The 25,781-nt window shown below is 63.7% G+C and carries 20 protein-coding genes; 12 read left to right on the forward strand and 8 right to left on the reverse strand.

Annotated features, from left to right (window positions below; all coding sequences use genetic code 11):
- Positions 1-74: 74 nt before the first annotated feature.
- Positions 75-1,619: an ATP-binding protein gene (locus ABZ728_RS02385; RefSeq protein WP_366654058.1), complete on the forward strand. Its 1,545-nt coding sequence runs from the start codon at positions 75-77 to the stop codon at positions 1,617-1,619.
- Positions 1,620-1,891: 272 nt separating this feature from the next.
- On the opposite strand, the gene ABZ728_RS02390 is transcribed toward ABZ728_RS02385, so the two are convergent.
- Positions 1,892-3,778, reverse strand: coding sequence for an extracellular solute-binding protein (locus ABZ728_RS02390; RefSeq protein ID WP_366654059.1), 1,887 nt, complete (start codon positions 3,776-3,778; stop codon positions 1,892-1,894).
- A 247-nt stretch (positions 3,779-4,025) separates the two neighbouring features.
- On the opposite strand from ABZ728_RS02390, the gene ppa reads away from it, so the two are divergent.
- From ppa to ABZ728_RS02430, 8 genes are all read left to right on the forward strand, one after another.
- Positions 4,026-4,550, forward strand: a complete 525-nt coding sequence (ppa, locus tag ABZ728_RS02395; protein ID WP_366654061.1) for an inorganic diphosphatase — start codon at positions 4,026-4,028, stop codon at positions 4,548-4,550.
- Positions 4,551-4,686: 136 nt separating this feature from the next.
- Positions 4,687-7,425 carry a bifunctional acetate--CoA ligase family protein/GNAT family N-acetyltransferase gene (locus ABZ728_RS02400; protein WP_366654062.1) on the forward strand — a complete coding sequence of 913 codons (2,739 nt, stop codon included), beginning with the start codon at positions 4,687-4,689 and terminating at the stop codon, positions 7,423-7,425.
- A 72-nt stretch (positions 7,426-7,497) separates the two neighbouring features.
- Positions 7,498-8,406, forward strand: coding sequence for a LysR family transcriptional regulator (locus ABZ728_RS02405; protein WP_366654063.1), 909 nt, complete (start codon positions 7,498-7,500; stop codon positions 8,404-8,406).
- Positions 8,407-8,636: 230 nt separating this feature from the next.
- Positions 8,637-9,110 carry a formate dehydrogenase subunit gamma gene (locus tag ABZ728_RS02410; RefSeq protein WP_366654065.1) on the forward strand — a complete coding sequence of 158 codons (474 nt, stop codon included), beginning with the start codon at positions 8,637-8,639 and terminating at the stop codon, positions 9,108-9,110.
- Positions 9,107-10,714 (forward strand): NADH-quinone oxidoreductase subunit NuoF, encoded by a 1,608-nt coding sequence (locus ABZ728_RS02415; protein ID WP_366654067.1) that lies wholly within the window; start codon positions 9,107-9,109, stop codon positions 10,712-10,714. The genes ABZ728_RS02410 and ABZ728_RS02415 overlap by 4 nt, the downstream gene beginning before the upstream one ends.
- Before the next feature lie 9 nt (positions 10,715-10,723).
- Complete coding sequence (gene fdhF / locus ABZ728_RS02420; protein ID WP_366654068.1) at positions 10,724-13,603, forward strand: formate dehydrogenase subunit alpha; 2,880 nt, start codon at positions 10,724-10,726, stop codon at positions 13,601-13,603.
- 7 nt (positions 13,604-13,610) lie between these two features.
- Complete coding sequence (fdhD, locus tag ABZ728_RS02425) at positions 13,611-14,477, forward strand: formate dehydrogenase accessory sulfurtransferase FdhD (protein ID WP_366654069.1); 867 nt, start codon at positions 13,611-13,613, stop codon at positions 14,475-14,477.
- Positions 14,467-14,706, forward strand: a complete 240-nt coding sequence (locus ABZ728_RS02430) for a formate dehydrogenase subunit delta (protein ID WP_366654071.1) — start codon at positions 14,467-14,469, stop codon at positions 14,704-14,706. The genes fdhD and ABZ728_RS02430 overlap by 11 nt, the downstream gene beginning before the upstream one ends.
- Positions 14,707-14,799: 93 nt before the next feature.
- On the opposite strand, the gene ABZ728_RS02435 is transcribed toward ABZ728_RS02430, so the two are convergent.
- Positions 14,800-15,786, reverse strand: coding sequence for an adenosine kinase (locus ABZ728_RS02435; RefSeq protein WP_366654072.1), 987 nt, complete (start codon positions 15,784-15,786; stop codon positions 14,800-14,802).
- 224 nt (positions 15,787-16,010) lie between these two features.
- Here ABZ728_RS02435 and ABZ728_RS02440 point away from each other — a divergent pair, with 224 nt between their 5' ends.
- Entirely contained in the window at positions 16,011-16,685 is a 675-nt protein-coding gene (locus ABZ728_RS02440) for an EI24 domain-containing protein (RefSeq protein ID WP_366654074.1), read from the forward strand.
- A gap of 267 nt (positions 16,686-16,952) precedes the next feature.
- The gene (locus ABZ728_RS02445; protein ID WP_366654075.1) at positions 16,953-17,549 is read left to right on the forward strand and encodes a polymer-forming cytoskeletal protein; all 597 of its coding nucleotides are present in this window, start codon (positions 16,953-16,955) and stop codon (positions 17,547-17,549) included.
- A gap of 17 nt (positions 17,550-17,566) precedes the next feature.
- Here ABZ728_RS02445 and nth read toward each other — a convergent pair whose 3' ends face one another.
- A complete protein-coding gene (gene nth / locus ABZ728_RS02450) occupies positions 17,567-18,238 on the reverse strand; it encodes an endonuclease III (protein WP_366654076.1) in 672 nt (223 codons plus the stop codon).
- Positions 18,239-18,446: 208 nt separating this feature from the next.
- Here nth and ABZ728_RS02455 point away from each other — a divergent pair, with 208 nt between their 5' ends.
- A complete protein-coding gene (locus tag ABZ728_RS02455; RefSeq protein WP_366654079.1) occupies positions 18,447-18,995 on the forward strand; it encodes a DUF2244 domain-containing protein in 549 nt (182 codons plus the stop codon).
- Positions 18,996-19,027: 32 nt separating this feature from the next.
- Here ABZ728_RS02455 and dapB read toward each other — a convergent pair whose 3' ends face one another.
- The 5 genes from dapB to dnaK form a co-directional block, all read right to left on the reverse strand.
- On the reverse strand, positions 19,028-19,834 hold the full coding sequence (dapB, locus tag ABZ728_RS02460; protein WP_366654082.1) for a 4-hydroxy-tetrahydrodipicolinate reductase: 807 nt from the start codon (positions 19,832-19,834) through the stop codon (positions 19,028-19,030).
- An 84-nt stretch (positions 19,835-19,918) separates the two neighbouring features.
- Positions 19,919-21,988 carry a glucans biosynthesis glucosyltransferase MdoH gene (mdoH, locus tag ABZ728_RS02465; RefSeq protein ID WP_366654084.1) on the reverse strand — a complete coding sequence of 690 codons (2,070 nt, stop codon included), beginning with the start codon at positions 21,986-21,988 and terminating at the stop codon, positions 19,919-19,921.
- A gap of 17 nt (positions 21,989-22,005) precedes the next feature.
- Positions 22,006-22,152 carry a hypothetical protein gene (locus ABZ728_RS02470; RefSeq protein ID WP_366654085.1) on the reverse strand — a complete coding sequence of 49 codons (147 nt, stop codon included), beginning with the start codon at positions 22,150-22,152 and terminating at the stop codon, positions 22,006-22,008.
- A 344-nt stretch (positions 22,153-22,496) separates the two neighbouring features.
- Entirely contained in the window at positions 22,497-23,627 is a 1,131-nt protein-coding gene (gene dnaJ, locus ABZ728_RS02475; protein WP_366654086.1) for a molecular chaperone DnaJ, read from the reverse strand.
- A 137-nt stretch (positions 23,628-23,764) separates the two neighbouring features.
- Positions 23,765-25,690 carry a molecular chaperone DnaK gene (gene dnaK, locus ABZ728_RS02480; protein WP_366654087.1) on the reverse strand — a complete coding sequence of 642 codons (1,926 nt, stop codon included), beginning with the start codon at positions 25,688-25,690 and terminating at the stop codon, positions 23,765-23,767.
- Positions 25,691-25,781: the final 91 nt, after the last annotated feature.

Raw genomic sequence — 25,781 nt, forward strand, 5'->3', positions numbered from 1 at the left:
TGCGGCACCGGAGGCTATAGCCTTACGGTGCCGTATTGTTTCGGACAGATTGCGCAGCGAAAGAGTGATTGGCCATGCCACGGTCCGTGATCCGGCATTCGCGATTTCTGGCGATTATTGCGCTCGTATCGACGCCGGCGGCGATCGTCCTGCTCGCGCTCGTCGCGTTCGCCGGTCTGGCCCTGCATCATGCACTGTCGGGACTGGCCGTCATTGCGGTCGCGACCGCGGGCATACTGCATGTCTATTTCCGCGACGCCGAAAAGATCGCCCGCCAGCTCGATCGGCTCGGCGCGCCCGGCGCGCCGCTGCCGGTGCGTCCTCCTCGTCCGGAAAGCGATACCGGGCGGGCGATCTTCGCCGCCGTAGCCGGTCTGCAGCGGCAACTTCGCGCGCGCAACCGCGCTATGGAACTGGAAGCGGCGGCCGGGCGGTCGATCGTCGAAAGCCTTGACGATCCGGTGGTCGTCATCACTGCCGATCGGCGGATTGCCAGAGTAAACCCGGCGGCAACATCCCTTTACGGCGCCCGCCTCGTTGGCCGCGATGTCGGTGAGCGGTTGCGCAATCCCCGGATTCTCGCTGCCATCGATCGGGTCTTTTCCGGCGGGCCGGCGGAAGAACTGGAATATACCGAACCGGTACCGGTGGAGCGTGCTTTCGATATCCGCATCAAACCGTTTCCGGTCACCATCGATCCGATGATCGGCATCGACGGAACGGGGCCGGTCGAGGCGGTGCCGGCGGTCCTGGTTATGGTCCATGATGTCACTGCGGCGCTGCGCACGGACCGGATGCGCGCCGATTTCATCGCCAATGTCAGTCATGAACTGCGCACGCCGCTGGCGACCCTTGCCGGGTTCATCGAGACGCTCAGCGGGCCCGCGCGGGACGACTCAGCAGCGCGTGAGCGGTTTCTTGCGATCATGCAGCAGCAGACCGACCGGATGGCGCGGCTGGTGCAGGATCTGCTGTCCCTGTCGCGGATCGAGGTCGAGGAACACGCCCAGCCGCGCAAGCCGGTGGATGTTTCGGCCATTCTTTCCCGCGTGATCCAGAGCCTCGAAATGAAAGCGGCCGACCGGCACAGCCGCATCGTCCTGGACATGCCGGACGAACTGCCGAAGGTGGGCGGAGACGACGATCAGCTTTCGCAGGTTTTTCAGAACCTGATCGATAACGCGATCAAATACGGACGTCCGGAAACCGATGTTGAAGTTACCGTCGCCGTCGAAGACGATACGGCCCCGGTTCTGATTCCGGCGGCGGCGCGAGCGGCCAACAGCGCGCCGGGGCGGCGGCTGCGGGTGACGGTGCGCGACCATGGCGAGGGCATCGACCGCGTGCATCTTCCGCGCCTGACCGAACGGTTCTATCGAGTCGACCCGGCGCGGTCGCGCGCTGCCGGTGGAACCGGCCTCGGCCTTGCCATAGTAAAGCACATCATCAGCCGCCACCGCGGCCGGCTCGTCATCGACAGCGTTGTCGGCGAGGGGAGCACTTTTTCCGTCCTGCTGCCCGGTGCCGGACGACCGGTGCCAGTGACCCGTCCGGAATCGGTGCGCCCTGCGGAGCCGGCCATCGTTCAGCGGCGAAACGCCACGACGGCGGCCGAGTAGACGCGCCCGTATTGATCAGGGACGCATCTCCGCTCCTGATCGTCCCGGGCGCTTTTTCGTTTCCTGGCGAACGGACAAGGGGACAGCGCCCAAAGAATTCCCCCGCCCCGGACGCGATGCACCATGAAATGGTGCGTCGCAGAGCCGGGGCCCACACCATCAGCGCTCTCGCCTAGCGTGTGGATACCGGATGACGCTTCGCGCCTCCGGGGAGGAGAAAAGGGCGGATGCTGTGTCAATAAACACAGTTGCCGAAGGCGCGGTTCTCCACTCTACTCAACCTGTGGCGCCCACCAGGCGTTGACGGTCGCCAACTGGCCGTACATCGGCTGATAATCGACATAGGCCATAGGCTCCCAATAGGCGATGGTGTCGGTGCCCTGGTAGTACAAAGGTATGACGTAGTGGCCTGACAGCAGGACCCGATCCAGCGCCCGGGTTGCGGCAATCAGGTCCTCACGATCGATGGCGTCGGCGATTTCCACGATCAGGGCATCGACGACGGGGTCCTGAACGCCCGGATAGTTCCGCGTTCCAGTCACGTCGGCCGATCCCGATCCCCAGTACAGGTTCTGCTCGGCTCCCGGCGAGAGCGACGCGCCCCAATGGTGGATGATCATGTCGAAATCGTAGTCTTCTGTGCGGGCGACATATTGCGAGCTGTCGACGGTTCTCACCGTTGCCTCGACACCGAGGCGGCGCAGATTGCTGGCGAAACTCAGCGCGATGCGCTCGTCCGATGCTGACTGCAGCAGGATCTCGAACTGCATCGGCCTGCCGGTTTCGGAATTGACCAGCGCACCGTCACGCACTTCCCATCCGGCTTCGCGAAGCAGCCCGACGGCGGTGCGCAAATTGCCCCGGATGTTGCCGCTGCCGTCGGTAGACGGTGGCTCGTAAGCGCCTTCGAACACGCTGTCGGGAAGCTGATCGCGATAAGGTTCCAGCAGGTCCCGTTCGCGGTCGCTCAACGTCGGCGTATGGGCCAGTTCGGAATTGGCGAAGAAACTGGTGGTGCGGGTATAGAGACCACGCAGGTAGTTCTGGTTGACCCACTCGAAGTCGAAGGCGTGGGCGAGTGCCTCACGGACGCGGGGGTCGGCGAAGATGTTCTTGCGTGTGTTGAAGGCAAAGGCCCGCATGCCGGCCGGTCGGCTGTGCGGCGCTTCCAGCAAGGTCACGCGTTCGTCCCTGACAGCGGGGAAATCATATCCCGATGCCCATTGGTCGGCATTCGTCTCGAATCGGTAACCATATTCGCCGGCCCGAAACGCTTCCATTGCGATGGTGCCGTCGCGGAAATACTCGTAGCGCAGGTCGTCGAAATTGAACTGTCCCTGAAACTGTGGAAGGTCGTCACCCCACCAGTCCTCGATTCGTTCATAGCTGACCGACCGGCCGGGATTGGACTCGGTCAGCCGATACGGCCCACCGCCCAGTGGTACGTCCATGGTCGTGCGGTCGAACGGCACATCGCTGTAATAGGCTTCGCTGATCAAAGGCATCAGCGCCAGGATCAGCGGGGTCTCGCGGTCGGCCTCGTCATCGAGTTCGAAACGCACGGTATGGTCATCGATCCGATCGATCGTCTCGACGCGGCCATAGTTCCGGCGTCGGGCCGGAATGCCTTCGGTGCGATGGGTCTCCAGGCTGAAGATGACGTCGTCGGCGGTGATCGGCGTTCCGTCATGCCAACGGGCGTCCGGATTCAGATGAAAGGTGACCCAGGAGCGGTCCTCGGGCACTTCGATCCCTTCGGCGACATAGCCGTACATCGTGAAGGGCTCGTCCCAGGACCGGTACATCAGCGCCGGGAAATGATATTCGGTCAGCCCGGCCGCTGGCTGGCCGAGAATGATGAACGGGTTCATGCTGTCGAAACTGCCGACCAGACCGCGCGACAGCCTGCCGCCCTGGGGCGCATCGGGGTTTGCGAACGGAAAATGCTCGAAATCCGGCTCCATTTCCGGCTCCCCATGCATGGCGATGGCATGGGAAACGGTGGCGCTGGTCTCACCTCCGTCGGCCGAAGCTGTCCCGGCGGCGAGAACCGAACCGAGCGCAAGAGCAACGGGAAGGGACAGGCCCAGGGACAGGCCGAGGGACAGGTACGGGGATCGGCGGAACGTCCTGTTTTCGGCGAGAATGGTTCGCAGCATGATAATGTGTCGCTCGCGGTAGTGACTGACGGGACGAGGAATCCGACGCCGCCGGTGGCCCGTGCGGCGTGTCGAGGCAGTCTTTCCCACGACCGGGGGCGATGGCAAGGGAAAGCGATCCCGGCACCATGAACGGGGGCGGTTCGGGATTCGACGCAACCGGGATGGTCAATAGCGGCGCATATGCTGTATAGAGTGCGCCGCAAACCGATTCGTTTGATCGCAGAGAACAGGACACGAGTAGAAGATGAACATCGATCTCATTCCCGTCGGCGAGAACCCTCCCTGGGACGTCAACATGATCGTCGAGAACCCCGTAGCCGGCAATCGGGTCAAATACGAACTCGACAAGAAATCCGGGGCGATGTTCGTTGACCGGTTCCTGCATACAAATATGTATTATCCCGGCAATTACGGCTTCGTGCCGCATACGTTGTCTGGCGACGGTGATCCGGTCGACGTCCTGTGCGTCGGCGATGTCCAGGTTTTCCCGGGCAGTGTCCTGCGGGTCCGCCCCGTCGGCGTCCTGGTCATGACCGATGAAGCCGGCGAGGACGAGAAGATCGTCGCCGTGCCGGTCAGCAAGCTCTACCCCTTCTTCGACAAGGTGAAGACGGTCGGCGACCTCCCGGAGATCGAGCGGAGCCAGATCGGCCATTTCTTCAAGCATTACAAGGATCTGGAAAAGGACAAATGGGTGGACGTCAAGCGGTGGGGCGACGCCGACGAGGCGGCCGCGATGATCAAGGCCGGAATCGATCGCGCCGCCTGAGGACGCCGCAAACCCGACGCTTATTTTTACATCCGGTTTGGAACGGTTGACGGGAGTGCTATGTTGCGCTGCAGGCCCGGGTAGGAAGGGTTCCTGCGCGTCGCCGACACGAAACCGGCACTGAAGGGCGGCTGCCATGACGGTTCGCAATCTCGATTCCCTTTTCAAACCGAATTCCGTTGCCGTTATCGGAGCCAGCCGGAAGGCGCGGTCTGTCGGTCAGGTGGTGGCGCGCAACCTGCTCAACAGCGGTTTCGGTGGCCCGGTGATGCCGGTCAATCCGCGCGAAGCGTCGATCGAAAGCACGCTCAGCTACAAATCGGTCGCGGATCTGCCGACCGTTCCCGACCTGGCCGTGATCGTGACGCCCCCGGCCGCCGTGCCCGGCCTCATCGAAGAACTGGGCGCAAGGGGCACGCGCGGGGCCGTTGTGCTGACCGCCGGCTTTGGGGAAGGCGGCAGCGACGAGCATCAGGCCATCGGCCGCGATCTGCGCCAGCGTATGCTGGACGCCGCCAGGCCAAACCTGCTGCGGATCGTCGGGCCGAACTGCCTGGGCATCATGGTGCCGGGCATCGGACTCAACGCCAGTTTCGTGCACATTCCGCCACTCGCGGGCGATCTTGCCTTCGTTACCCAATCCGGGGCCGTCGCGACCTCGGTCGTCGACTGGGCAACCCATCGCGGCATCGGGTTTTCCCACGTCGTCACACTGGGTGACATGACCGACGTCGATTTCGGTGACATGCTGGATTACCTGGCGGCCGACCCCGGCGTCCGGGCGATTCTGATGTATGTCGAGTCGATTACCGATGCCCGCAAGTTCATGTCGGCCGGCCGTTCGGCTGCCCGGACCAAGCCGGTCGTGGTGATCAAATCCGGCCGCAATGCCGCCGCTGCCAAGGCGGCTGCCAGCCATACCGGCGCTCTGGCGGGGGCGGACCGCGTGTATGACGCCGCCTTCCGGCGCGCCGGGATGCTGCGTGTGTTCGACATGACAGAGCTGTTCGATGCCGTGGAAACGCTGGCGTCCGGCCTGAAGGTCACCGGGGACCGGCTGGCAATCGTGACCAATGGCGGCGGCATCGGCGTATTGGCAACGGAATCCCTCGTGGATGGCGGTGGACAGGTCGCCGAACTGGCACCGGAGACAATGGAGCGGTTGCACGCCGTGCTACCGCCGACATGGTCGCACGGTAACCCCGTCGATATCATCGGGGATGCGCCGGGCAGCCGCTATGCCGATGCACTGGAAACGGTGTTGGCTGATCCGAACAAGGACGGTGTCCTGGTGCTCAACTGCCCGACGGCCGTCGCCGATTCACTGGAAGCCGCCCAGGCCGTGGTCGATACAATCGCCCGATACAAGGCCACCGAACGCAATCGGCCGCTGCCGCCGGTCGTGACCAGCTGGCTGGGCGAGGGTGCGGCGGCCGATGCCCGCAAGCTGTTTGCCCGCCATCGCATTCCAACCTATCAAACGCCCGGACAGGCTGCCCGGGCTTTCATGCATCTGGTGCGCTATCGGCGCAATCAGGACCTGCTGATGGAAACGCCGGATGCCCTGCCGGCGGACCGGACGCCGCCCCGGACTCATGAGGCGCGCGCACTGCTGACATCGGCGCTGGAGGCTGGACGGGAATGGCTGAGCGAGCCCGAGGCCAAGGCCGTGCTGTCGGCTTACGATATTCCGGTCGTCCGGACGGTCCGCGTTGCGACGCCGGCCGAGGCCGAAGCCGCGGCGTCAGGCCTCAAGGCGCCGCTGGCGGTCAAGATCGTCTCCGACGACATCACGCACAAGTCCGACATCGGCGGCGTCCGCCTGAACCTCCAGACCGCCGAGGCCGTTGGCGAGGCCGCGGAAACCATGTCCCGCACCATCGCCCGGCTGCGGCCCGAAGCGCGGCTGTCGGGTTTCGCCGTGCAGGAGATGGCCGAGATGGCCGGCGCGCACGAACTGATCCTGGGCATTACCGGCGACGTCCTGTTCGGACCGGTCATCCTCTTCGGTCAGGGCGGGACGGCAGTCGAGGTTCTGAATGATACGGCCGTGGCTTTGCCGCCCCTGAACACCGTTCTGGCACGGGAACTCATGTCCCGGACCCGCGTCTGGAATCTCCTTCAGGGTTATCGCTCGCATCCGGCCGCCGATCTGGACGCTCTGGCTCAGGTCCTGGTCAAATTGTCCCGGCTGGCCGCCGATCTGTCCGAGGTTGCGGAACTCGATATCAATCCACTTCTGGCCGACGACAGCGGGGTCCTGGCCCTGGATGCTCGCATCCGGGTTCAGGCGCGCGTCGATCCGGGTGCGCGCCGCCTCGCCATCCGGCCCTATCCGTCCGATCTCGAAACCGATATCGGCAGCCGGGCCGGGCAGGAGTTCCGTATGCGGCCGATCCGGCCGGAAGACGAACCGCTGATCCAGGACATGCTCGCCCATTCGGCGCCCGAGGACATCCGGCTGCGTTTTTTCTCGCCGCTCAAGCAGCTCACCCACCAGATGGCGGCCCGGCTGACGCAGATCGACTACGACCGTGAGATGGCCTTCGTCGCGACGGCGGCGCCCGACGACCTTTCCGACGTCTCGGGCGCCGAAGCCATCTATGGCGTCGTCCGGATTTCGGCCGATCCCGACAACGAGAACGCGGAATACGGCATCATGGTCCGGTCCGATCTCAAGGGGCAGGGTCTTGGTACCGTGTTGATGCAGGAGATCATCGACTATGCGCGGGGCCGGGGGATCAAATCGATTCATGGCGATGTGCTGCGGGAAAACACATCGATGCTGGCAATGGCGGCGGAGATGGGATTCACGCGGCGTCAGGATGCCGACGATCCGGGTGTCGTGCGGGTAGAGATCGACCTGGCGCGGTGAGGCGGGCACAGTAGCGGCGTCGCCGAGGCAATCGAGCTTCGCTTGCAATCGCCAACCGGACCGCAGCGCCGTATGGATCTGATCAACAAGCTGGAATTCCTGATCGCCCTGTCGCGTGAGCGGCATTTCGGTCGTGCTGCCGCCGTTTGCCGCGTCACCCAGCCGACATTGTCGGCGGGATTGAAGCAGCTGGAGGACGATCTGGGCGTTCTGCTGGTTCAACGCGGGGCGCGCTTTCAGGGCTTCACGACCGAGGGCGAACGGGTACTGGACTGGGCCCGACGGTTGGTCGGCGACGCCCGGGCCATGCGTCAGGAAATCGCCGCTTCGCGCGAAAAGCTCAGCGGCCATCTGCGGATCGCGGCGATTCCCACAGCGCTGCCCATGATTCCGACGCTCACGACGCCCTACCGGGCGCTCTATCCCAACGTCAACTTTACCATTCTGTCGCGAACGTCTACCGCGGTTCTGGAACTGCTGGAGAATCTTGAGGTCGATGCCGGCGTGACCTATCTGGGCAACGAACCGGTCGGCCGTGTCGGTACGGTGCCGCTCTATCGCGAGCATTATCGTCTGTTGACGGCCTCCGACGCGCCGCTCGGTGATCGGCAGTCGGTGACATGGTCCGAGGTCGGCGGGCTGCCGCTGTGCCTACTTACACCCGACATGCAGAATCGGCGCATTATCGACCGGCTTCTGGTCGAAGCCGGCACGGCATCGTCGCCGACGCTGGAGTCCAACTCGATTGTCGTGCTCGTCGCCCATGTTCGAACGGGAAAGTGGGCCAGCATCATGCCGGCGAAGCTGGCCACAACGCTCGGCCTGACCGAAAAGGTCCGGGCGATTCCCATTGTCGGCCAGGAAAACGCCCAGACCGTCGGTCTGGTCGTCCCGCAGCGTGACCCGATGATGCCCTTGACGACGGCGCTCGTCCGGCTCGCCAGAACCGTCGCGCCCACCTTGAGCGACGAGGCCGATTGATAGAAGCCGGCTATCGAATTTTGTGACAGCGGCACGCAATGTTTCCGATACGACATATGCACAGCACAGGCTGAGTCTTGTGCCGAACGCCGCGTCGACGGAAGGGGCGGTGATGCGGGCTGAAACGCCATCTAATCGATTTTCTCTATTGAACCATGATGAAATCGCACTTGATTCGCCCTGCGGCGAGTCGCAGCCTGCCGTCATTATGCCTCGACGGGAGCGGTCGGATGACACGGGCGGAACCAATTCAGCAGCGCGAGATCGACGAGATCCTGCTGCGCTTCAGGGGCGTGGAGGGAGCAACCCTGCCCGTCCTGCACGCAATCCAGGGTGCCGTGGGTTTCATCCCGGAATCCGCTGTGCCGGCCATCGCCGCCTTTCTCAACCGGACGCGGGCCGAGATCCATGGCGTCATCAGCTTTTATCACGATTTCCGCTATGAGCCGGCCGGACGTCATGTGGTCAAGCTGTGCCGGGCCGAGGCCTGCCAGGCGATGGGCGGCGAGCGGCTGGCCGACATCGTGAAGCGCGATCTGGCGCTGGAATTCGATGAAACTTCCGGTGACGGTGCTGTCTCATTGGAATCGGTCTATTGCCTTGGCCTTTGCGCCTGCGCGCCGGCGGCCATGGTCGACGGCCGGCTGGTCGGGCGCCTGGACGAAGAGGGCGCAGGCGCGCTGGTCCGGGAGGTGCGGTCATGACGACACGCGTATTCGTCGCAACGGCTGATGCCGGCGCCTTGTCGGTCGGCGCCGAGGCGGTCGCCGATACGATAGGTGCCGAGGCGGCTGCCCGGTCACAGGATGTCACGATCGTGTCCACCGGGTCGCGCGGCCTTTACTGGCTGGAGCCGATGGTCGAAATCGAAGCGCCTGATGGTGGGCGCAGGGCCTATGGTCCTCTGACGCCCAAGGATATTCCGGGCCTGTTCGATGCGGGCTGGCTGGCGGTCGGGACGGCCGGGCAGGAATCCGGCCTGGCCCTGGGGCCGACGGAGGAAATCCCGTTTCTGAAACAGCAGAGCCGCTTCACCTTTGCCCGGTGCGGCATCGTCGATCCGGCGTCACTTGACGACTACCGCGCCCATGGCGGCCTGAAGGGGCTGACGGCGGCGGTCGACATGACGGCCGAGGCGATCGTGCAGGCGGTCACGGACTCTGGCCTGCGCGGGCGCGGCGGGGCCGGCTTTCCGACCGGCATCAAGTGGCGCACCGTGCTTCAGACGTCGGCGGACCGGAAATACATCGTCGCCAATGCCGACGAGGGCGACAGCGGCACTTTTGCCGACCGCATGCTGATGGAGGGCGATCCGTTCGTTTTGATCGAAGGCATGGCGATCGCCGGGCTGGCGGTCGAGGCGACCCACGGATACATTTATCTGCGCTCGGAATACCCCCACGCGATCGCGCGCATGAACCATGCCATCGGGACGGCGCGGGCGGCCGGTGTCCTGGGCACTGACGTTCTCGGATCGGGCCGGGCTTTCGACATCGACGTGCGCGTGGGTGCGGGATCGTATGTCTGCGGCGAGGAAACGGCCCTGCTGGAAAGCCTGGAAGGCCATCGCGGGCAGGTCAGGCCCAAGCCGCCGCTGCCGGCGCACGAGGGACTGTTCGGACGGCCGACGGTGATCAACAACGTCGTCACGCTGGCGTCGGTGCCGTTCGTGCTCGCCGAAGGGCCACAGGCGTATGCCGATGTGGGTTTCGGCCGGTCGCGGGGCACCATTCCGATCCAGCTTGCCGGCAATGTCCGCCATGGGGGTCTGTTCGAAGCCGCTTTCGGCATGACGCTGGGTACCCTGATCGACGATGTCGGGGGCGGCACGCTGTCTGGCCGTCCGGTCCGGGCCGTTCAGGTCGGCGGTCCGTTGGGCCCCTATTTCCCGCGGTCCCTGTTCGACACTCCCTTCGACTACGAGGCGTTCGCCGCGTCGGATGGCCTGATCGGTCACGGAGGCATCGTGGTCTTCGACGACACGGTCGATCTGGCGCATCAGGCGCGCTTTGCCATGGAATTCTGCGCCATCGAATCCTGCGGCAAATGTACGCCATGCCGGATCGGCTCGACGCGGGGGGTGGAATTGGTCGACCGGATCACGGCCAACCGAACCACCGGCAACCGATCCACTGACCACAGCGATCGCATGTCCGATATCACCCTGCTGGAAGACCTGTGCGAGACGATGAAGTATGGGTCGCTGTGCGCCCTGGGCGGCTTCGCGCCGTATCCGGTGATGAGCGCGCTGACCCATTTCCCGGAAGATTTCGGCGCTTCCCGGGAGCGCTCCACTGCTGCTGAATAGGAGGCGGCCATGTCCCTGATCACCGAACCGGATTACGGCACGCCCGCATCCGCCTCTTCTGAAACCGTTCATCTGACCATCGACGGCCGCGACGTGACCGTGCCGGCGGGAACCTCGGTCATGCGGGCCGCGCGCGAGCACGGCCTTCAAATCCCGAAGCTGTGCGCGACCGACATGGTGGAATCGTTCGGGTCCTGCCGCATGTGCCTGGTCGAGGTCGAGGGGCGGCGGGGGACGCCGGCCTCGTGCACGACGCCGGTGGCTGACGGCATGGTTGTCCGGACCCAGACCGAGCGTTTGAAGAAGCTGCGTCGCGGGGTCATGGAGCTTTATATCTCGGACCATCCGCTGGACTGCCTGACCTGTGCGGCCAACGGCGACTGCGAACTGCAGGACATGGCCGGGGCCGTCGGTCTGCGCGAAGTCCGCTATGGTATGGACGGCGCCAATCATGTCCATGCCGATCATCGGGGCCAGGAGAACCCGAACTTCCTGGCGAAGGACACCTCCAATCCCTATTTCGACTACGATCCGTCGAAATGCATCGTCTGCTCGCGCTGTGTCCGGGCCTGCGAAGAGGTCCAGGGCACCTTCGCGCTGACGATCGAGGGACGGGGATTCGACAGCCGCGTGTCGCCGGGAGTGCACGAGGCGTTTCTGGACTCCGAATGCGTCTCCTGCGGTGCGTGTGTCCAGGCCTGTCCGACCGCGACGCTGACGGAAAAATCCGTTGTGGAGATCGGTCAGCCGGAGCACTCGGTCGTGACGACCTGCGCCTATTGCGGCGTCGGCTGCGCCTTCAAGGCCGAGATGCGCGGCGAGGAGGTCGTGCGCATGGTGCCGTACAAGGACGGCAAGGCCAATCGGGGCCATTCGTGCGTCAAAGGCCGCTTTGCATGGGGCTATACCAGCCACAGCGACCGCATCCTCAACCCCATGGTCCGCGACCGCATTACCGATCCGTGGCGCGAGGTCAGCTGGGATGAGGCGTTCGACCATGTCGCGTCCCGTTTCAAGGCGATTCAGGCCGCGCATGGCGTCGATGCGATTGGCGGCATCACCTCGTCCAGATGCACGAACGAGGAGACCTATCTGGTTCAGAAGCTGATCCGGGCCGGGTTCGGCAACAACAATGTCGATACTTGCGCGCGCGTCTGTCACTCGCCGACCGGGTATGGGCTGAAAACCGCTTTCGGGACGTCGGCGGGCACCCAGGATTTCGACAGCGTCGAGCATACCGACGTGGCGGTCGTCATTGGCGCCAACCCCACCGACGGCCATCCGGTGTTTGCCTCGCGGCTTAAGAAGCGGCTGCGCGACGGTGCCAAATTGATCGTCATCGACCCGAGGCGTATCGATCTCGTTCGCACGCCCCATGTCGAGGCGAGCCATCATCTGCCGTTGAAGCCGGGCACCAATGTTGCCGTGCTGACGGCCATGGCCCATGTGATCGTGACCGAAGGGCTCGCCGACGAAACCTTCGTGCGGGAGCGCTGCGACTGGTCAGCCTATGAGCATTGGGCAGCGTTCGTCGCCGAACCGTGCAACAGTCCCGAAGCGGTGGAAGCCGTGTCCGGCGTGCCCGCGGATGCACTACGGGCGGCGGCGCGGCTCTACGCCACCGGCGGCAACGGGGCGATCTATTACGGTCTGGGCGTGACCGAGCACAGCCAGGGCACGACCACCGTGATGGCAATCGCCAATCTCGCGATGGCGACCGGCAATCTCGGCCGTCCGGGTGTCGGGGTCAATCCGCTGCGGGGGCAGAACAATGTCCAGGGCGCCTGCGATATGGGGTCGTTCCCCCATGAACTGCCGGGCTATCGGCATGTTTCCGACGATGCGACCCGCGACATTTTCGAGAAACTGTGGGGCACGCCGGTGTCCAGAGAGCCGGGACTGCGCATCCCGAACATGCTGGACGCCGCCGTCGACGGCACCTTCAAGGGCATCTATATCCAGGGGGAGGACATCGTCCAGTCCGACCCCGACACGGGGCATGTGACGGCCGGGCTCGCGGCGATGGACTGCGTCGTGGTTCACGACCTTTTCCTGAACGAAACAGCCAATTTCGCCCATGTCTTCCTGCCGGGATCGACGTTCCTGGAGAAAGACGGGACTTTCACCAACGCCGAACGGCGCATTCAGCGGGTCCGCAAGGTCATGACACCCAGGAACGGTCTGGCGGACTGGGAGGTGACCCAGCAGCTTGCCCGGGCCATGGGTCTGAGCATGAGCTATGGGCATCCATCCGAGATCATGGACGAAATCGCCGCGACGACTCCCAGTTTCGCCGGCGTATCCTATGACCGGCTTGAGGCCCTGACGTCGATCCAGTGGCCATGCAACGACAAGGCGCCCGAGGGGTCGCCGGTCATGCACACCGAGGGATTCGTGCGCGGGCAGGGCCTGTTCATGATCACCGAGTATGTGGCGACCGAGGAAAAGACCGGGCCGCGGTTTCCACTGTTGCTCACGACGGGACGCATCCTCAGCCAATACAATGTCGGCGCCCAGACGCGCCGGACGGCCAATACGGCCTGGCACCAGGAAGACGTGCTGGAGATTCACCCCCACGATGCCGAGCAGCGCGGCGTGCGCGAAGGGGACTGGGTTCGGCTGTCCAGCCGCAACGGCGAAACGACGCTGCGGGCGGTGGTCACGGACCGGGTGGCGCCGGGCGTGGTCTATACCACGTTCCACCATCCGATGACGCAGGCCAATGTCGTTACCGGCGACCTGTCGGATTGGGCGACCAATTGCCCGGAATACAAGGTGACCGCCGTCCAGGTGGCGCCGTCCAATGGTCCCTCCGAATGGCAGGCCTCGTACGAGGCCCATGCCCGCCTGAGCCGCCGGATCGCAGAGCCTGCGGAACCGGGAGAGTGACCGGACAATGGGGCAGGATGCGCGGCGCAGAGCGACCGAATCGACCATTGATGTGGCCATCTGGCGCCATGGCCGGCTGACGCGCGATCGCCGGGTCGTGGCCGAAGAAACGCCGGTCGCCCTCAGCTATAACGGTATCGCGCATGCGGTGATGATGGCGACGCCGGCCGATCTGGAAGATTTCGCCATCGGCTTCAGCCTGACCGAAGGCATCGTCGGTGCACCGGTCGAAATCGAATCTCTCTCCCTTTGCGAGATGGATGGCGGCCTCGACCTGCAGATGACGGTTGCGGGCGATGCCGCCGACCGTTTGTCGCAGCGCCGCCGCAGCATGGCAGGGCCTGTCGGTTGCGGACTGTGCGGGATCGACAGCATCGAACAGGCCATGCGTCCGTTGCCGCGCGTGCCCCGGGGCCGGACAGTGCCGGCAGCGGATATCGATCGGGCGATCGCCGCCCTGGTACCGCATCAGGCAATGAACCACCGCACGAGGGCGGTCCACGGCGCTGCGCATATTCCCTTGGGTGAGCCTCTCGACGGTGTCGGCATTATCGTGCGTGAGGATGTCGGGCGGCACAATGCGCTCGACAAGCTTGTCGGCGCCATGGCCCGCGCGGGACGCGCTGCCCCCGACGGGCTGGTTGTGGTGACGAGCCGGCTGTCGGTGGAAATGGTTCAGAAGGCGGCAATGATGGCCGCGCCGATCCTGATCGCTGTTTCCGCGCCGACCGCCCTGGCCATTCGCGCGGCCGAAGAGATTGGCCTCACGATCATATGCGTCGCCCGGTCCGACGGATTCGAGGTCGCGACGCATCCCTGGCGGGTCGGGTTCCCGCCATCGACCGCAAACGGAGCCGCAAGCGATGTCGCCTGACAAGACAATCCGCATGGCCAATCAGATCGCCGCGTTCTTCAACGCTCAAGGGACGTCGGCCGAGGCCGTGTCGGCTGTCGCCAACCACCTGAAGCAGTTCTGGGACCCGCGCATGCGGCGGAAGCTGATCGAATTGGTGGGAGATGACGGTGCCGCCGATCCGGCAGTGGTCGGCGCCGTCCGCCAATTGCGAGACGAAGAAGGCAGTGGGGGGCGTTTGCCCTCCTGACATGGGGGTGCGCAATTCCACCCCCACCAATTCCCGGGCGCTGCGCGGCACGGGAGTGACGCGCTGCTGACCCGGGAACTCGTGCGCCAGCTATCAGGCGGCCTTGGCGACCAGCTTGCTCAGATCGATCTCGGGCCGGGCGCCGAAATGGCCGATGACCTCGGCGGCGGCAAGACTTCCGAGACGCGCGCATTCCGGCAGCGCAAGACCCTCGGTCAATCCGTGCAGGAAGCCGGCGGCATAGAGATCGCCGGCGCCCGTGGTGTCGACGACCCTGTCGACCGAGGCGGCTTCGACCTGGTAGGTCTCCGTGCCGGCCACGACGACCGATCCCTTTTCGCTCCGCGTGACAACGGCGAGCTGGCAATCCTGGCGCACAGCACCCAACGCCTCTTCGACGGTCGGCACCTGATAGAGCGAGGTGATCTCGTTCTCGTTCGCGAACAATACGTCGATATGGCCGTTGACGAGGTCGCGGAAGCTCTCCCGGTGCCGGTCGACGCAGAAGCTGTCCGACAGGGTCAGTGAAACCTTGCGGCCCGCGCCATGCGCGATGTCGGCGGCCTTGATGAAGGCCTCCTTCGCCTTTGGCTTGTCCCAAAGATAACCTTCCATGTAGGTCACCTGGGCGTTCTCGACGAGCTTCTGGTCAACGTCCTCGGGGCCGAGTTCGGTACAGGCGCCGAGAAACGTGTTCATCGTCCGCTGCGCGTCCGGCGTCACCAGGATCAGGCATCGTGCCGTCGGCGTGGCGTCGGTCAGCGGCGAGGAATTGAAATCGACGCCGATGGCGCGGATGTCATGGGCGAAAACGGACCCCAACTGGTCGGAACCGACTTTGCCGATAAAGGCGCCTTTGCTGCCGAAGGAAGCAAGGCCCGCCATGGTATTGGCAGCGGATCCACCGGAAATCTCGATTCCGGACCCCATCTTCTGGTAGAGCGCTTCGGCCTGGTCGGCGTCGATGAGAGTCATCCCGCCCTTGTTCAAGGCGTTCGTCTCGATAAAGGCGTCGTCCGCCCGGCTGATCACGTCGACGATGGCGTTGCCGATACCTACCACTTTGAGGGGTGCGGTCATGGGCTGCTCCTGATTCTGTTTTAAGAAAATGCATCCTGTGTGCACTCGCAGCCGCAGTATAGGGGATCGATCCGAGATGACAACCGTCGAAAAGCGCCCTTGCCCGGTCCATCCTTCCGCGAAGCCGATCGGGAACGGAAGCGCGACGAACCCATGTTCGTCATTGGTGTTATTATAGCGCGCGGTACATATTATTATTTGCGACATAGGGTTAATACAGCAAGATGAGTGTTTTATTTAGATCATTCTCGCGCGCAGTGGGTCAGTTCGATGATCCGGCATTCTTTCGTGTTCTTGTCTATGCGATCGCGGGCAGTGCCCTTGCCCTCGCGGCCATGGTCGTGGGCTTCGTCTTCGCTGTCGACGCCATTGCGACCACGGGTCTGGCGTGGCTCGACGCCGTGATCAATCTTCTTGGCGGTCTGGCGGGTTTCGTTTTGGCCTATCTGATGTTCCCGGCGGTTGCCGGCCTGATCGTCGGCCTGTTCGTGGACGGCATCGCCGACGCGGTCGAGCGCCGCCATTACCCCGCCCTGGGGCCGACGCGCGACCTGGGCTATGTCAAGCCGCTGATTCTGGCGCTGAAGTTCCTGCCGGTTATTGTCATCGCCAATCTCGTCGGCCTTGTCGTGGTCTACCTCGTTCCAGGGATCAATCTCATCGCCTTCCTGTTGATCAACGGGTTCCTCCTCGGCCGCGAATTCTTCGACATGGTGGCGCTGCGCCGCCTGCCGCCGGAGGCCGTTGCCGCGCGCAGGCGGCAGCATGGCCCCTTAATTCTCATGGCGGGAATGGGGATCGCCCTATTGTTTTCCGTGCCAATCCTCAATATTCTGGCGCCGGTGGTCGGCGCTGCCACTATGGCGCATATATTTCAAATGCTTCCTTCCGGTGATTGAAAAGGGACATTAACAATTCATCTGGATGTTAACCGCTGATTTGTTAATATGCCGACGGACATCGCCCGCGTGGCGTGGGGGCGTCGTCCGATCCATCATCTCATCGTTCAGGGAGATCGTATCGTGTTCCGACGAAAAGGCCCTTCTCCCGGAGAACCGTCTCAGGAAAAGCAGCAATCGCGCCCGCCCGCCGGTGTCGGCGATCGGTCCTATCAAGGATCGACGGGTGCTTCAGGATCCACATCAGCCAGTAGCGAAGGGAGATCCATGTCAGGAACCAGAACGCCGCCCCCGGGTAAATCCGACATACCGCGCAGGCCGGGCGACACCTCCGCGACGGCCGGGCGTCGGCCAAGCGAGTCCGGCGAAACGACGGCCGACGACCCTCAGAGCCGGCGGCTGATTGTCGGCCGGGATATTTCCCTGACCGGCGAAATCAGTGCTTGCGACCATCTGATCGTCGAAGGCCGCATAGAAGCCCGGATCGGCGATTGCAAGACGCTGGATGTAGCCGATGGCGGCACCTTCAAGGGATCGGCAGATATTGGCGATGCCGACATTGCCGGCCGATTCGAAGGCGATCTCAGTGTTCAGAATCGCCTGACCCTGCGCGCTACCGGCGTGGTCAACGGCACGATCAAGTACGGTGAACTGGCTGTTGAGGCCGGTGGCCGGCTGATCGGGCAGACTGAGCCGATCAACGCGAACGAAACCGTGGTGACGCCGCTCGTCGATCCGGGACGTCGGTCGCAGTCGGCAGGGTCGTCCGGCGGTTCTGCCGGTTCGGCGCCCTCGGGTTCGGTATCGTCCTCCAGCAGTCACGCCCCTCAGCCTGTTCCGGCAGCGGAGCGGGGATCAAGCTGACGCTGGGCCGCAATTTGCTACGGCAATGCCTTGTCCGGATAGCGGCATAGGTCGCTGATCGGACAGGCGCCGCAAGCCGGTTTGCGCGCTTTGCAGATATAGCGTCCGTGGAGGATGAGCCAATGATGGGCGTGGTGGCGCCAGTGAGGCGGCACGACGGCCATAAGTTCGTTTTCCACGTGCACGACAGTTGCACCCGGCGCAAGGCCGGTACGATTGGCGACCCGGAATATGTGCGTGTCGACGGCGATCGTCGGCTCGCCGAATGCGATGTTCAGCACGACATTGGCGGTCTTGCGGCCCACCCCCGGCAGCGCCTCAAGAGCCTCCCGGTCGCGGGGGACCTGACCGCCGTGGTCGCGGACAAGAATTTGCGACAGGGCCGCGACGTTGCGGGCCTTGGCGTTGAACAGTCCGATGGTCCGAATATGATCGCGAATCCCCTCCTCACCTAAAGCAGCCATGGCTTCTGGCGTATCGGCGACCTGGAACAAAGCGCGTGTCGCCTTGTTGACTCCCTCATCCGTCGCCTGCGCCGAAAGCACCACGGCGACCAGAAGCGTAAACGGATTCGTATACTGAAGGTCGCTTCGCGGTTCGGGCATTCGCTCGGCGAGACGGGCGAACAGGGTTTCGATTTCCGGTGCCGTCAATCGACCAGATAGCGGTTCGTCCTGTTTCACTGACATTGGTACCGAAATCCTCTGTGGCAAATTGGATCCCTGGCCGGATCACCGACCGCGTCTTTCATGCGCCGGTGTCCAACCCTTGGGCCTGCAGCCGGGTGCGGCAAAACGAATGTGTAACCGAGGCCGGTGTGATGGATATACTTGCCCCTGCGACCGATGGCCAACCCGGACCTGCTATGCCGACACCAAAGGGATCCACGAACCTGAGATGACAGAGCGAGCGCGGCCTGATGCTTCTTTGACCCACTTTGTCGACGATCGCGGCAGCGAAAAGGTGCATTTCGATGCCATCCTGCATCCCAACCGATCGCTTTCGCAGGCGGGGTTCTATCTCGTCATGGCGATGGTGGGGTTGATCAGCCTGATCATGGGTACGGTTTTCCTGATCGCGGGCGCATGGCCCGTGTTCGGTTTCTATGGCCTGGATGTTGCCATCGTCTACTGGGCTTTCCGGCGAAACTATCATTCCGCGCGGATGTACGAATGCGTTCGGCTGACGGACGCCACCCTGGTGGTGGAACGTGTCGATACCCGTGGCCACCATCATAACTGGACGTTCCAGCCGCACTGGATGCAGATCCACATGGACGATCCGCCGCAGCACGAGAGCCAGATCCGGCTCGTCAGCCATGGACGGTCTCTGATTATCGGCAGTTTCCTCTCGCCGGAGGAGCGGCTGGATTTTGCCAACGCCCTGCGCCGGGCGCTTGCCCTGGTCAAGAATCCGCTCGCCGAATTACCGTCGGGGCACGCATAAAAGCAGCCGGAGCCCGAGCGCCGACGTCACGATCACAGGTCTCTCAATCCCAATACGTCGGCCATGCCGTATATGCCTGGTTTGCGGCCAACCAGCCATCGGGCCGCCTTGATGGCACCGCGGGCGAATATCCGCCGATCGGACGACTTGTGGCCAAGTTCGACCCGCTCACCGGGGCCGGCAAAAATCACGGTATGGTCGCCGACGACATCGCCGCCCCTCAGGCTGGCAAATCCGATATTACCCGGCCTGCGTTCCCCGGTATGCCCATCGCGCCCTCGGTCGGCCCGGTCATCCAGATTGACGCCCCGGCCATCTGCGGCTGACTGTCCCAGCAGCAACGCTGTTCCGGATGGTGCATCGATCTTGTGCCGGTGGTGCATCTCGACAATTTCGATATCGAAATCTTCATCGAGAATGGCGGCAACCCGTTGGGAAAGTGCGGCGAGCAGGTTGACGCCCATGCTCATATTCGCGCCGATCATGAGCGGCGTATGCCGGGCCGCCATGTCAAGGGCGGCGTGATCCTCCGCGCTGAGGCCGGTGGTGCCGATCACATGGGCGGTTTTGCCCTGCGCGGCGAGTTCGGCAAAGGCGCGTGTCGCCTCCGGGACGGTGAAATCGATCACGACGTCGGCCTCGGCGAACAGTGCAACGGCGTCATCGGTGACCGGAACACCGCAGGCGCTGGTTCCTGCCAGCAATCCGGCATCGGTTCCGACGGCGTCGGAGCCCGACCGAGCTACCGCGCCGGCAAGTTCGACGCATTCGGTTGCCAAAACCGCGGCAATGTTCATCCGCCCCATACGGCCTGCTGCCCCAACCACGCCAATTTTCATGATCGCTGTTCTCCCCTGAGCCGATGTTCTCGAATGTTGTCTTGCCTCCAGGGATAGACGATGCAGGCATCGCGTGCCAAGCAGCTATTCAGCCGGAATCGGCCTGGATTCCGTCGGAGTGGCGGACGCGAAGGCCAGACCGTCGGCCAGCGGGGTGCGCGGCATCAGGGGCCGAATGACCGAAACCGGGTCGGTCAGCAGCGCCATCTTGGCTGCCTGGTCCAGTGGCAGTCCGCGTGCCAACCTGAAGCGGGCGTCGTTGAGCAGGCGCATCCGGTCGCGGCCGACAGTGGCGGGGCGCCCCTGATGATAGACGTGCAGAACACGGCGATGGACGGCGTTCAGCGTCGGGTCGCTGAGCACATCGCGAAGCCCGTCGCGGTCGACCAATTGGTGGTTCGGATGGTGGGCCTGTCTCGACGCCAGGGCCATTGCCACGACGTCGGGCGCGGACCGTTCCGCAGGCGCCACGAAAAGCCCCACCGCCCGCGTTGCCGCGCCAAGCCAGACACTATCGGCCAGAACGATCAGTATCGGAGCGGCCAGAAGGGGTATGGCCACCGGCAGACCCCAGATCAGGGATCCGGTTGGTTTTCCATCGGCGTCCATCGCCCCGGCGCCGAACAGGATCAGGCCGGTTATCGCCACACCGGCCAGGAATGGCGGTAGCGCCAAGCGCATTTGCTCGCGCCGATACGAAGACGCAATGTTTCTGCGCTGTGTCGTCCAGCCGACCGCATGGCCGGCAAAGACAGCAACCACGGCCAGGCACTGATGAACCATCAGGATCGGGGCCAGAAATGCGGTCAAGGCGATTTCCAGCGGCGTTGCGACGAGCGCGAAGAAGCGGCCCGATCTGCCGCTCAGAAGCGAGTCGGCGAGCCCCACCAATCGCGGACCGACCAACAGGCAGAGCACGAGAACCAGCAGCGGGCCGATGACGGTCAACATTCCGTCGCCGGGCGCACCGACGGTGTCGAGCACGAGGCCGACGGCGATGAAGCCAAGCCATACCGGCGCGATCGCATAGCTCATTATGCCGGACATCAGGTGAAACCGGCTCATACCCTTCAGGCCGGGGCCGAACAGAATGCGGAGATGTTGAAGATTGCCCTGGCACCACCGTCGATCGCGGCGGGCGAACGCCGCCATGGTCGCGGGTGATTCCTCGTAGCTGCCGCCAAGATCGGGGGCGATACGGACCTCCCATCCGGCGCGGACCAGCAGCGCGGCCTCGACGAAGTCATGGCTCAGAATGTCGCCCCCCATGGGCGCCCTTCCGCGCAGCCGGGGCAGTCCGCAATGGCGAAGAAACGGCTCCATGCGAAAGATTGCGTTGTGTCCCCACGAGTTGCCATGGGGTCCGGACAGCAGGGCAAGGCCAGCCGTAAATACCGGGCCATAGGTGCCGCCGGCAAATTGCAGCAGGCGGTTGAACAGCGAGGTGCCATTCACGATCACGGGGGCGGTCTGGATCATGGCGACGGTCGGCGCCGCATCCATGCGGTCGATCAGGGCGCCGATTGTGCTGCCTTCCATAAGGCTGTCTGCGTCAAGAACGACCATGTAGTCGTAGCGCCGGCCCCATCGGCGGCAGAAGTCGGCGATATTGCCGCTCTTTCGCCCGGCGGTGTCCGGGCGTTTGCGGTAGAAGATCCGGCTGTCGCCGCCAAATTCGCGGCAAAGGCCGGCCCAGGCCTTTTCTTCCGCGACCCAGATATCCGGATCGGTGGTATCGCTGAGAATGAAAAAATCCACCCGGTCCTGGCGTCCGGCCGCCCGAACGGAGCGGACCATTGCGGCGATGTTACCGGCGACCATGTCAGGGTCTTCGTTGTGAATCGCAATCGCCACGACGGTCCGGCTGTCCTGCGCTTGCGGACTCCTGGCCTCAGCGTCCGGAGAGCGCCGCGGATGCCATCTGAGGGCCAGGAACCCGGCGATGGCGGTCCAGAACGCAAGGGCGATCCAGCCGGTCCCGATGGTGAACAGCACCAATGCCGAAAATATCAGGCCGACCGGACCGGTTTCCCAAAGCACACCCGCCAGCAGCCATGTTCCGACAGCAGTCGTCAGACCGGAAAGGCCGAATACTGTCCAGCGGGCAAGACGGATCGCCGCTTGGGTCGTTGCTGTGGTGTCTTCCGAAGTCATCATGGCGCCATGTGGGATCAGTCTGTGCGTCCGGTATGGCTGGCGCCGCCGAGAACGGTGCGGCGTCGGCTCCATTGGCTGATGGTCAGACGCCGCACGAAGCGCGAGACAGCGCGCGGCACGACCCGGCGGACCGCCCGCGGCTCCAGGCGTTGAACAGGCATGGAGGCTGGTGCCTCAGGCGGTGCGACGATGATTGCGTCAACGGGGATTGCGTCAACAGGGATCGCGTCAACCGGGGCAAATTCAACCGGGGTGTGCCTGGTTGCGTCCATAGAGAACTCCATTAACCGCGAGGATAAATGTTGGTGTTGCAAACCAACCAATATCGATCGTCGGCGCCGAGTCTCCAGAGGCAGGGGGAATAAAATCCGTGACGGACGCGTGATAAAGAGACCGGGGCGCCTCGGGGTGCCGATAAAATGGCCCTGCGGGGATCGTTCGGCCGGGTTCCGATCTCAGGGGGCGGGTCGCCACGACCAGCGGTCGCAGCGCCCCGCATCCCGGATCAATCCTTCAGGTCTTCGAAGAACTCCTTGACCTTCGAGAAGAATCCGTGGGTCTCGGGATGGCTTTTCTCGCCGCTACCTTCGCCGTCGAATTCTTCCAGAAGCTGTTTTTGCTGTTTTGTCAGAGATACGGGGATCTCGACCTGAAGCTGCACGTACATGTCGCCGCGCTGGTTGGACCGCAGCAACGACATGCCCTTGCCCTTCAGCCGGAACTGCGTGCCGGGCTGGCTGCCGGCCGGAACCGTCACCTTGGCCCGGCTGCCGTCGATGGTCGGCACATCGACGGAACCGCCCAAAGCGGCCTTCGTCATTGGCACCGGCACCTTGCAGTAGATGTCCGCGCCCTCGCGGCTGAAGAATCGATGCGGCTTTACGGACAGGAAGATATAAAGATCGCCCGGCGCCGCGCCGCGCATACCGGCTTCGCCCTCGCCGGCAAGACGAATGCGTGTCCCGTCATCGACACCGGCCGGAATGGTGACCTGAAGTGACTTTTCCTGGCGAACCCGCCCGGCGCCGCTGCACGCCTTGCAGGGATTGCTGATCACGCGCCCCATACCGGCGCAGGTCGGGCAGGTGCGTTCGATGGTAAAGAAACCCTGCTGTGCCCGGACCTTGCCAGCGCCCCGGCAGGTCGGGCAGGCGGTCGGTTCGGTCCCGGGCTCGGCGCCGTCGCCGTCGCAAGCTTCGCAGGTCACCGATGTCGGCACGCGAATGGAGGATTGTTTCCCCGCGAACGCTTCCTCCAGGGTGATTTCCATGTTGTAGCGCAGGTCGGCGCCTCGGCCGGTGCCGCGCCGACTGCGGCGGCCACCCATGGCCTCGCCGAACATTTCCTCGAAAATATCGGCGAATCCGCCGCCGAATCCGGCGCCGCCGGCTCCGGCTCCAGCGCCGCCCTCCTCGAACGCCGCATGCCCGTAACGGTCATAGGCCGCGCGTTTCTGATCGTCCTTGAGGACCTCGTATGCCTCGGAAACCTCTTTGAATCGCGCCTCAGCCTCGGCATCGTCCGGATTTCTGTCCGGATGATACTTCATCGCCATCTTGCGATAAGCTTTTTTGATTTCGTCCGCAGACGCGCTCTGCGAGACGCCGAGCAGCTCGTAATAGTCCTGCTTCGCCATGAATAGACTTATCCTCGTCGGATTGATCGCCGCGAGACCGTCGCGAGTGCGGCCGGTATATTAGCTGTAAACGGAAATAAGCGATAGACGCAACTCGGGCGCGCCCGATACCGGACGCGCCCGACCTGGCCTATTTATTACGCAGAGCGGCTTTTCTTATCGTCATCCACTTCTTCGAAATCGGCATCCACGACGCCGTCGTCAGCCTGTGCCTGTTCACCGCCGGAACCGGCATCGCCGCCGCTGTCGTCACCGCCGCCCTGATCCTTGTACAGGGCCTCGCCGATCTTCATCGCCGCCTGGGCAACGGCCGAGGTCTTTGTCTGGATGGCTTCGAGGTCTTCGCCGTCCTTGACGTCCTTCAGTTCCTGAAGCGCCGTTTCGACAGCGGACTTGTCGGCCGGATCGACCTTGTCCCCGGCTTCGGCGACCTGCTTTTCGGTCGAATGAATGATGGTCTCGGCCTGATTGCGCGCTTCGACGAGTTCGCGCCGCTTCTTGTCCGATTCCGCGTTGGACTCGGCTTCCTTGACCATGCGCTCGATTTCGTCCTCGTTCAGGCCGCCCGATGCCTGGATGCGGATGGTCTGTTCCTTGCCGGTCGCCTTGTCCTTGGCGGCCACGTTGACCAGACCGTTGGCATCGATGTCGAAAGTGACCTCGATCTGCGGAACGCCGCGCGGTGCACCGGGAATGCCGACCAGATCGAACTGCCCGAGGAGCTTGTTGTCCGCGGCCATTTCGCGTTCACCCTGGAAGACCCGGATGGTCACCGCCTGCTGATTGTCCTCGGCGGTCGAGAACACCTGGGACTTCTTCGTCGGGATCGTCGTATTCCGATCGATCAGCCGGGTGAAGACACCGCCGAGCGTCTCGATACCAAGCGACAGCGGCGTCACATCGAGGAGCAGGACATCCTTGACTTCGCCCTGCAGCACGCCGGCCTGAATGGCGGCACCGATCGCGACCACTTCGTCCGGGTTGACGCCGCGATGAGGCTCCTTGCCGAAGAAATTCTTGACCGCATCGAAGACCTTGGGCATCCGCGTCTGTCCACCGACGAGGATGACTTCGTCGACTTCGCTGGCCTTGAGGCCGGCATCCTTCAGCGCGGCCCGGCAGGGACCGATCGTCCGCTCGACCAGATCTTCAACCAGGCTTTCAAGCTTCGACCGCGACAGTTTGATGTTGAGGTGCTTGGGCCCGCTCTGGTCAGCCGTGATGAATGGCAGGTTGACGTCGGTCTGGCTGCTGGACGACAGCTCGATCTTGGCCTTTTCCGCCGCTTCCTTCAGGCGTTGCAGTGCCAGCTTGTCCTGGCGAAGGTCGATCCCGCTTTCCTTTTTGAACTCGTCGGCCAGATAGTCGACGATCTTGGCGTCGAAATCCTCACCGCCGAGGAAGGTATCGCCGTTGGTCGACTTCACCTCGAAGACGCCGTCGCCGATTTCCAGGATGGAGATATCGAAGGTACCGCCACCAAGGTCATAGACGGCAACCGTGCCGGTGCCCTTCTTTTCGAGCCCGTAGGCCAGCGCCGCGGCAGTCGGCTCGTTGATGATGCGCAGAACCTCAAGACCGGCGATCTTGCCGGCATCCTTGGTCGCCTGACGCTGACTGTCGTTGAAATAGGCCGGAACCGTGATGACCGCCTGGTCGACCGTTTCGCCGAGATAGGCTTCGGCGGTCTCTTTCATCTTCTGAAGGGTAAAGGCGCTGATCTGGCTTGGGGCATATTTCTCGCCGCGCGCGGAAACCCAGGCGTCGCCGTTTTCGCCCTCGACGATCTGGTACGGAACCAGATCCTTGTCCTTTTTCGTCATCGGGTCGCTGAACCGGCGCCCGATCAGTCGTTTGATGGCAAACAGGGTATTTTCAGGGTTGGTCACCGCCTGGCGCTTTGCCGACTGGCCGACCAGACGCTCACCATCCTCGGCGAACGCGACGATCGAGGGGGTCGTGCGCGCACCTTCGGCGTTCTCGATGACCTTTGCCTGCTTGCCGTCCATGACGGCGACGCATGAATTGGTCGTGCCCAAATCAATACCGATAACCTTACCCATAATCTTCCTCTCGTCTTGTGGCGAATTCCCGAAGGCCCCCGGGGCAATGACACCGGTTGAAGGCGCCTCCAGGTTTCCCAACAGGCTGTTG

The organism is Fodinicurvata sp. EGI_FJ10296 (assembly GCF_040712075.1).
GTDB lineage: Bacteria > Pseudomonadota > Alphaproteobacteria > DSM-16000 > Inquilinaceae > JBFCVL01.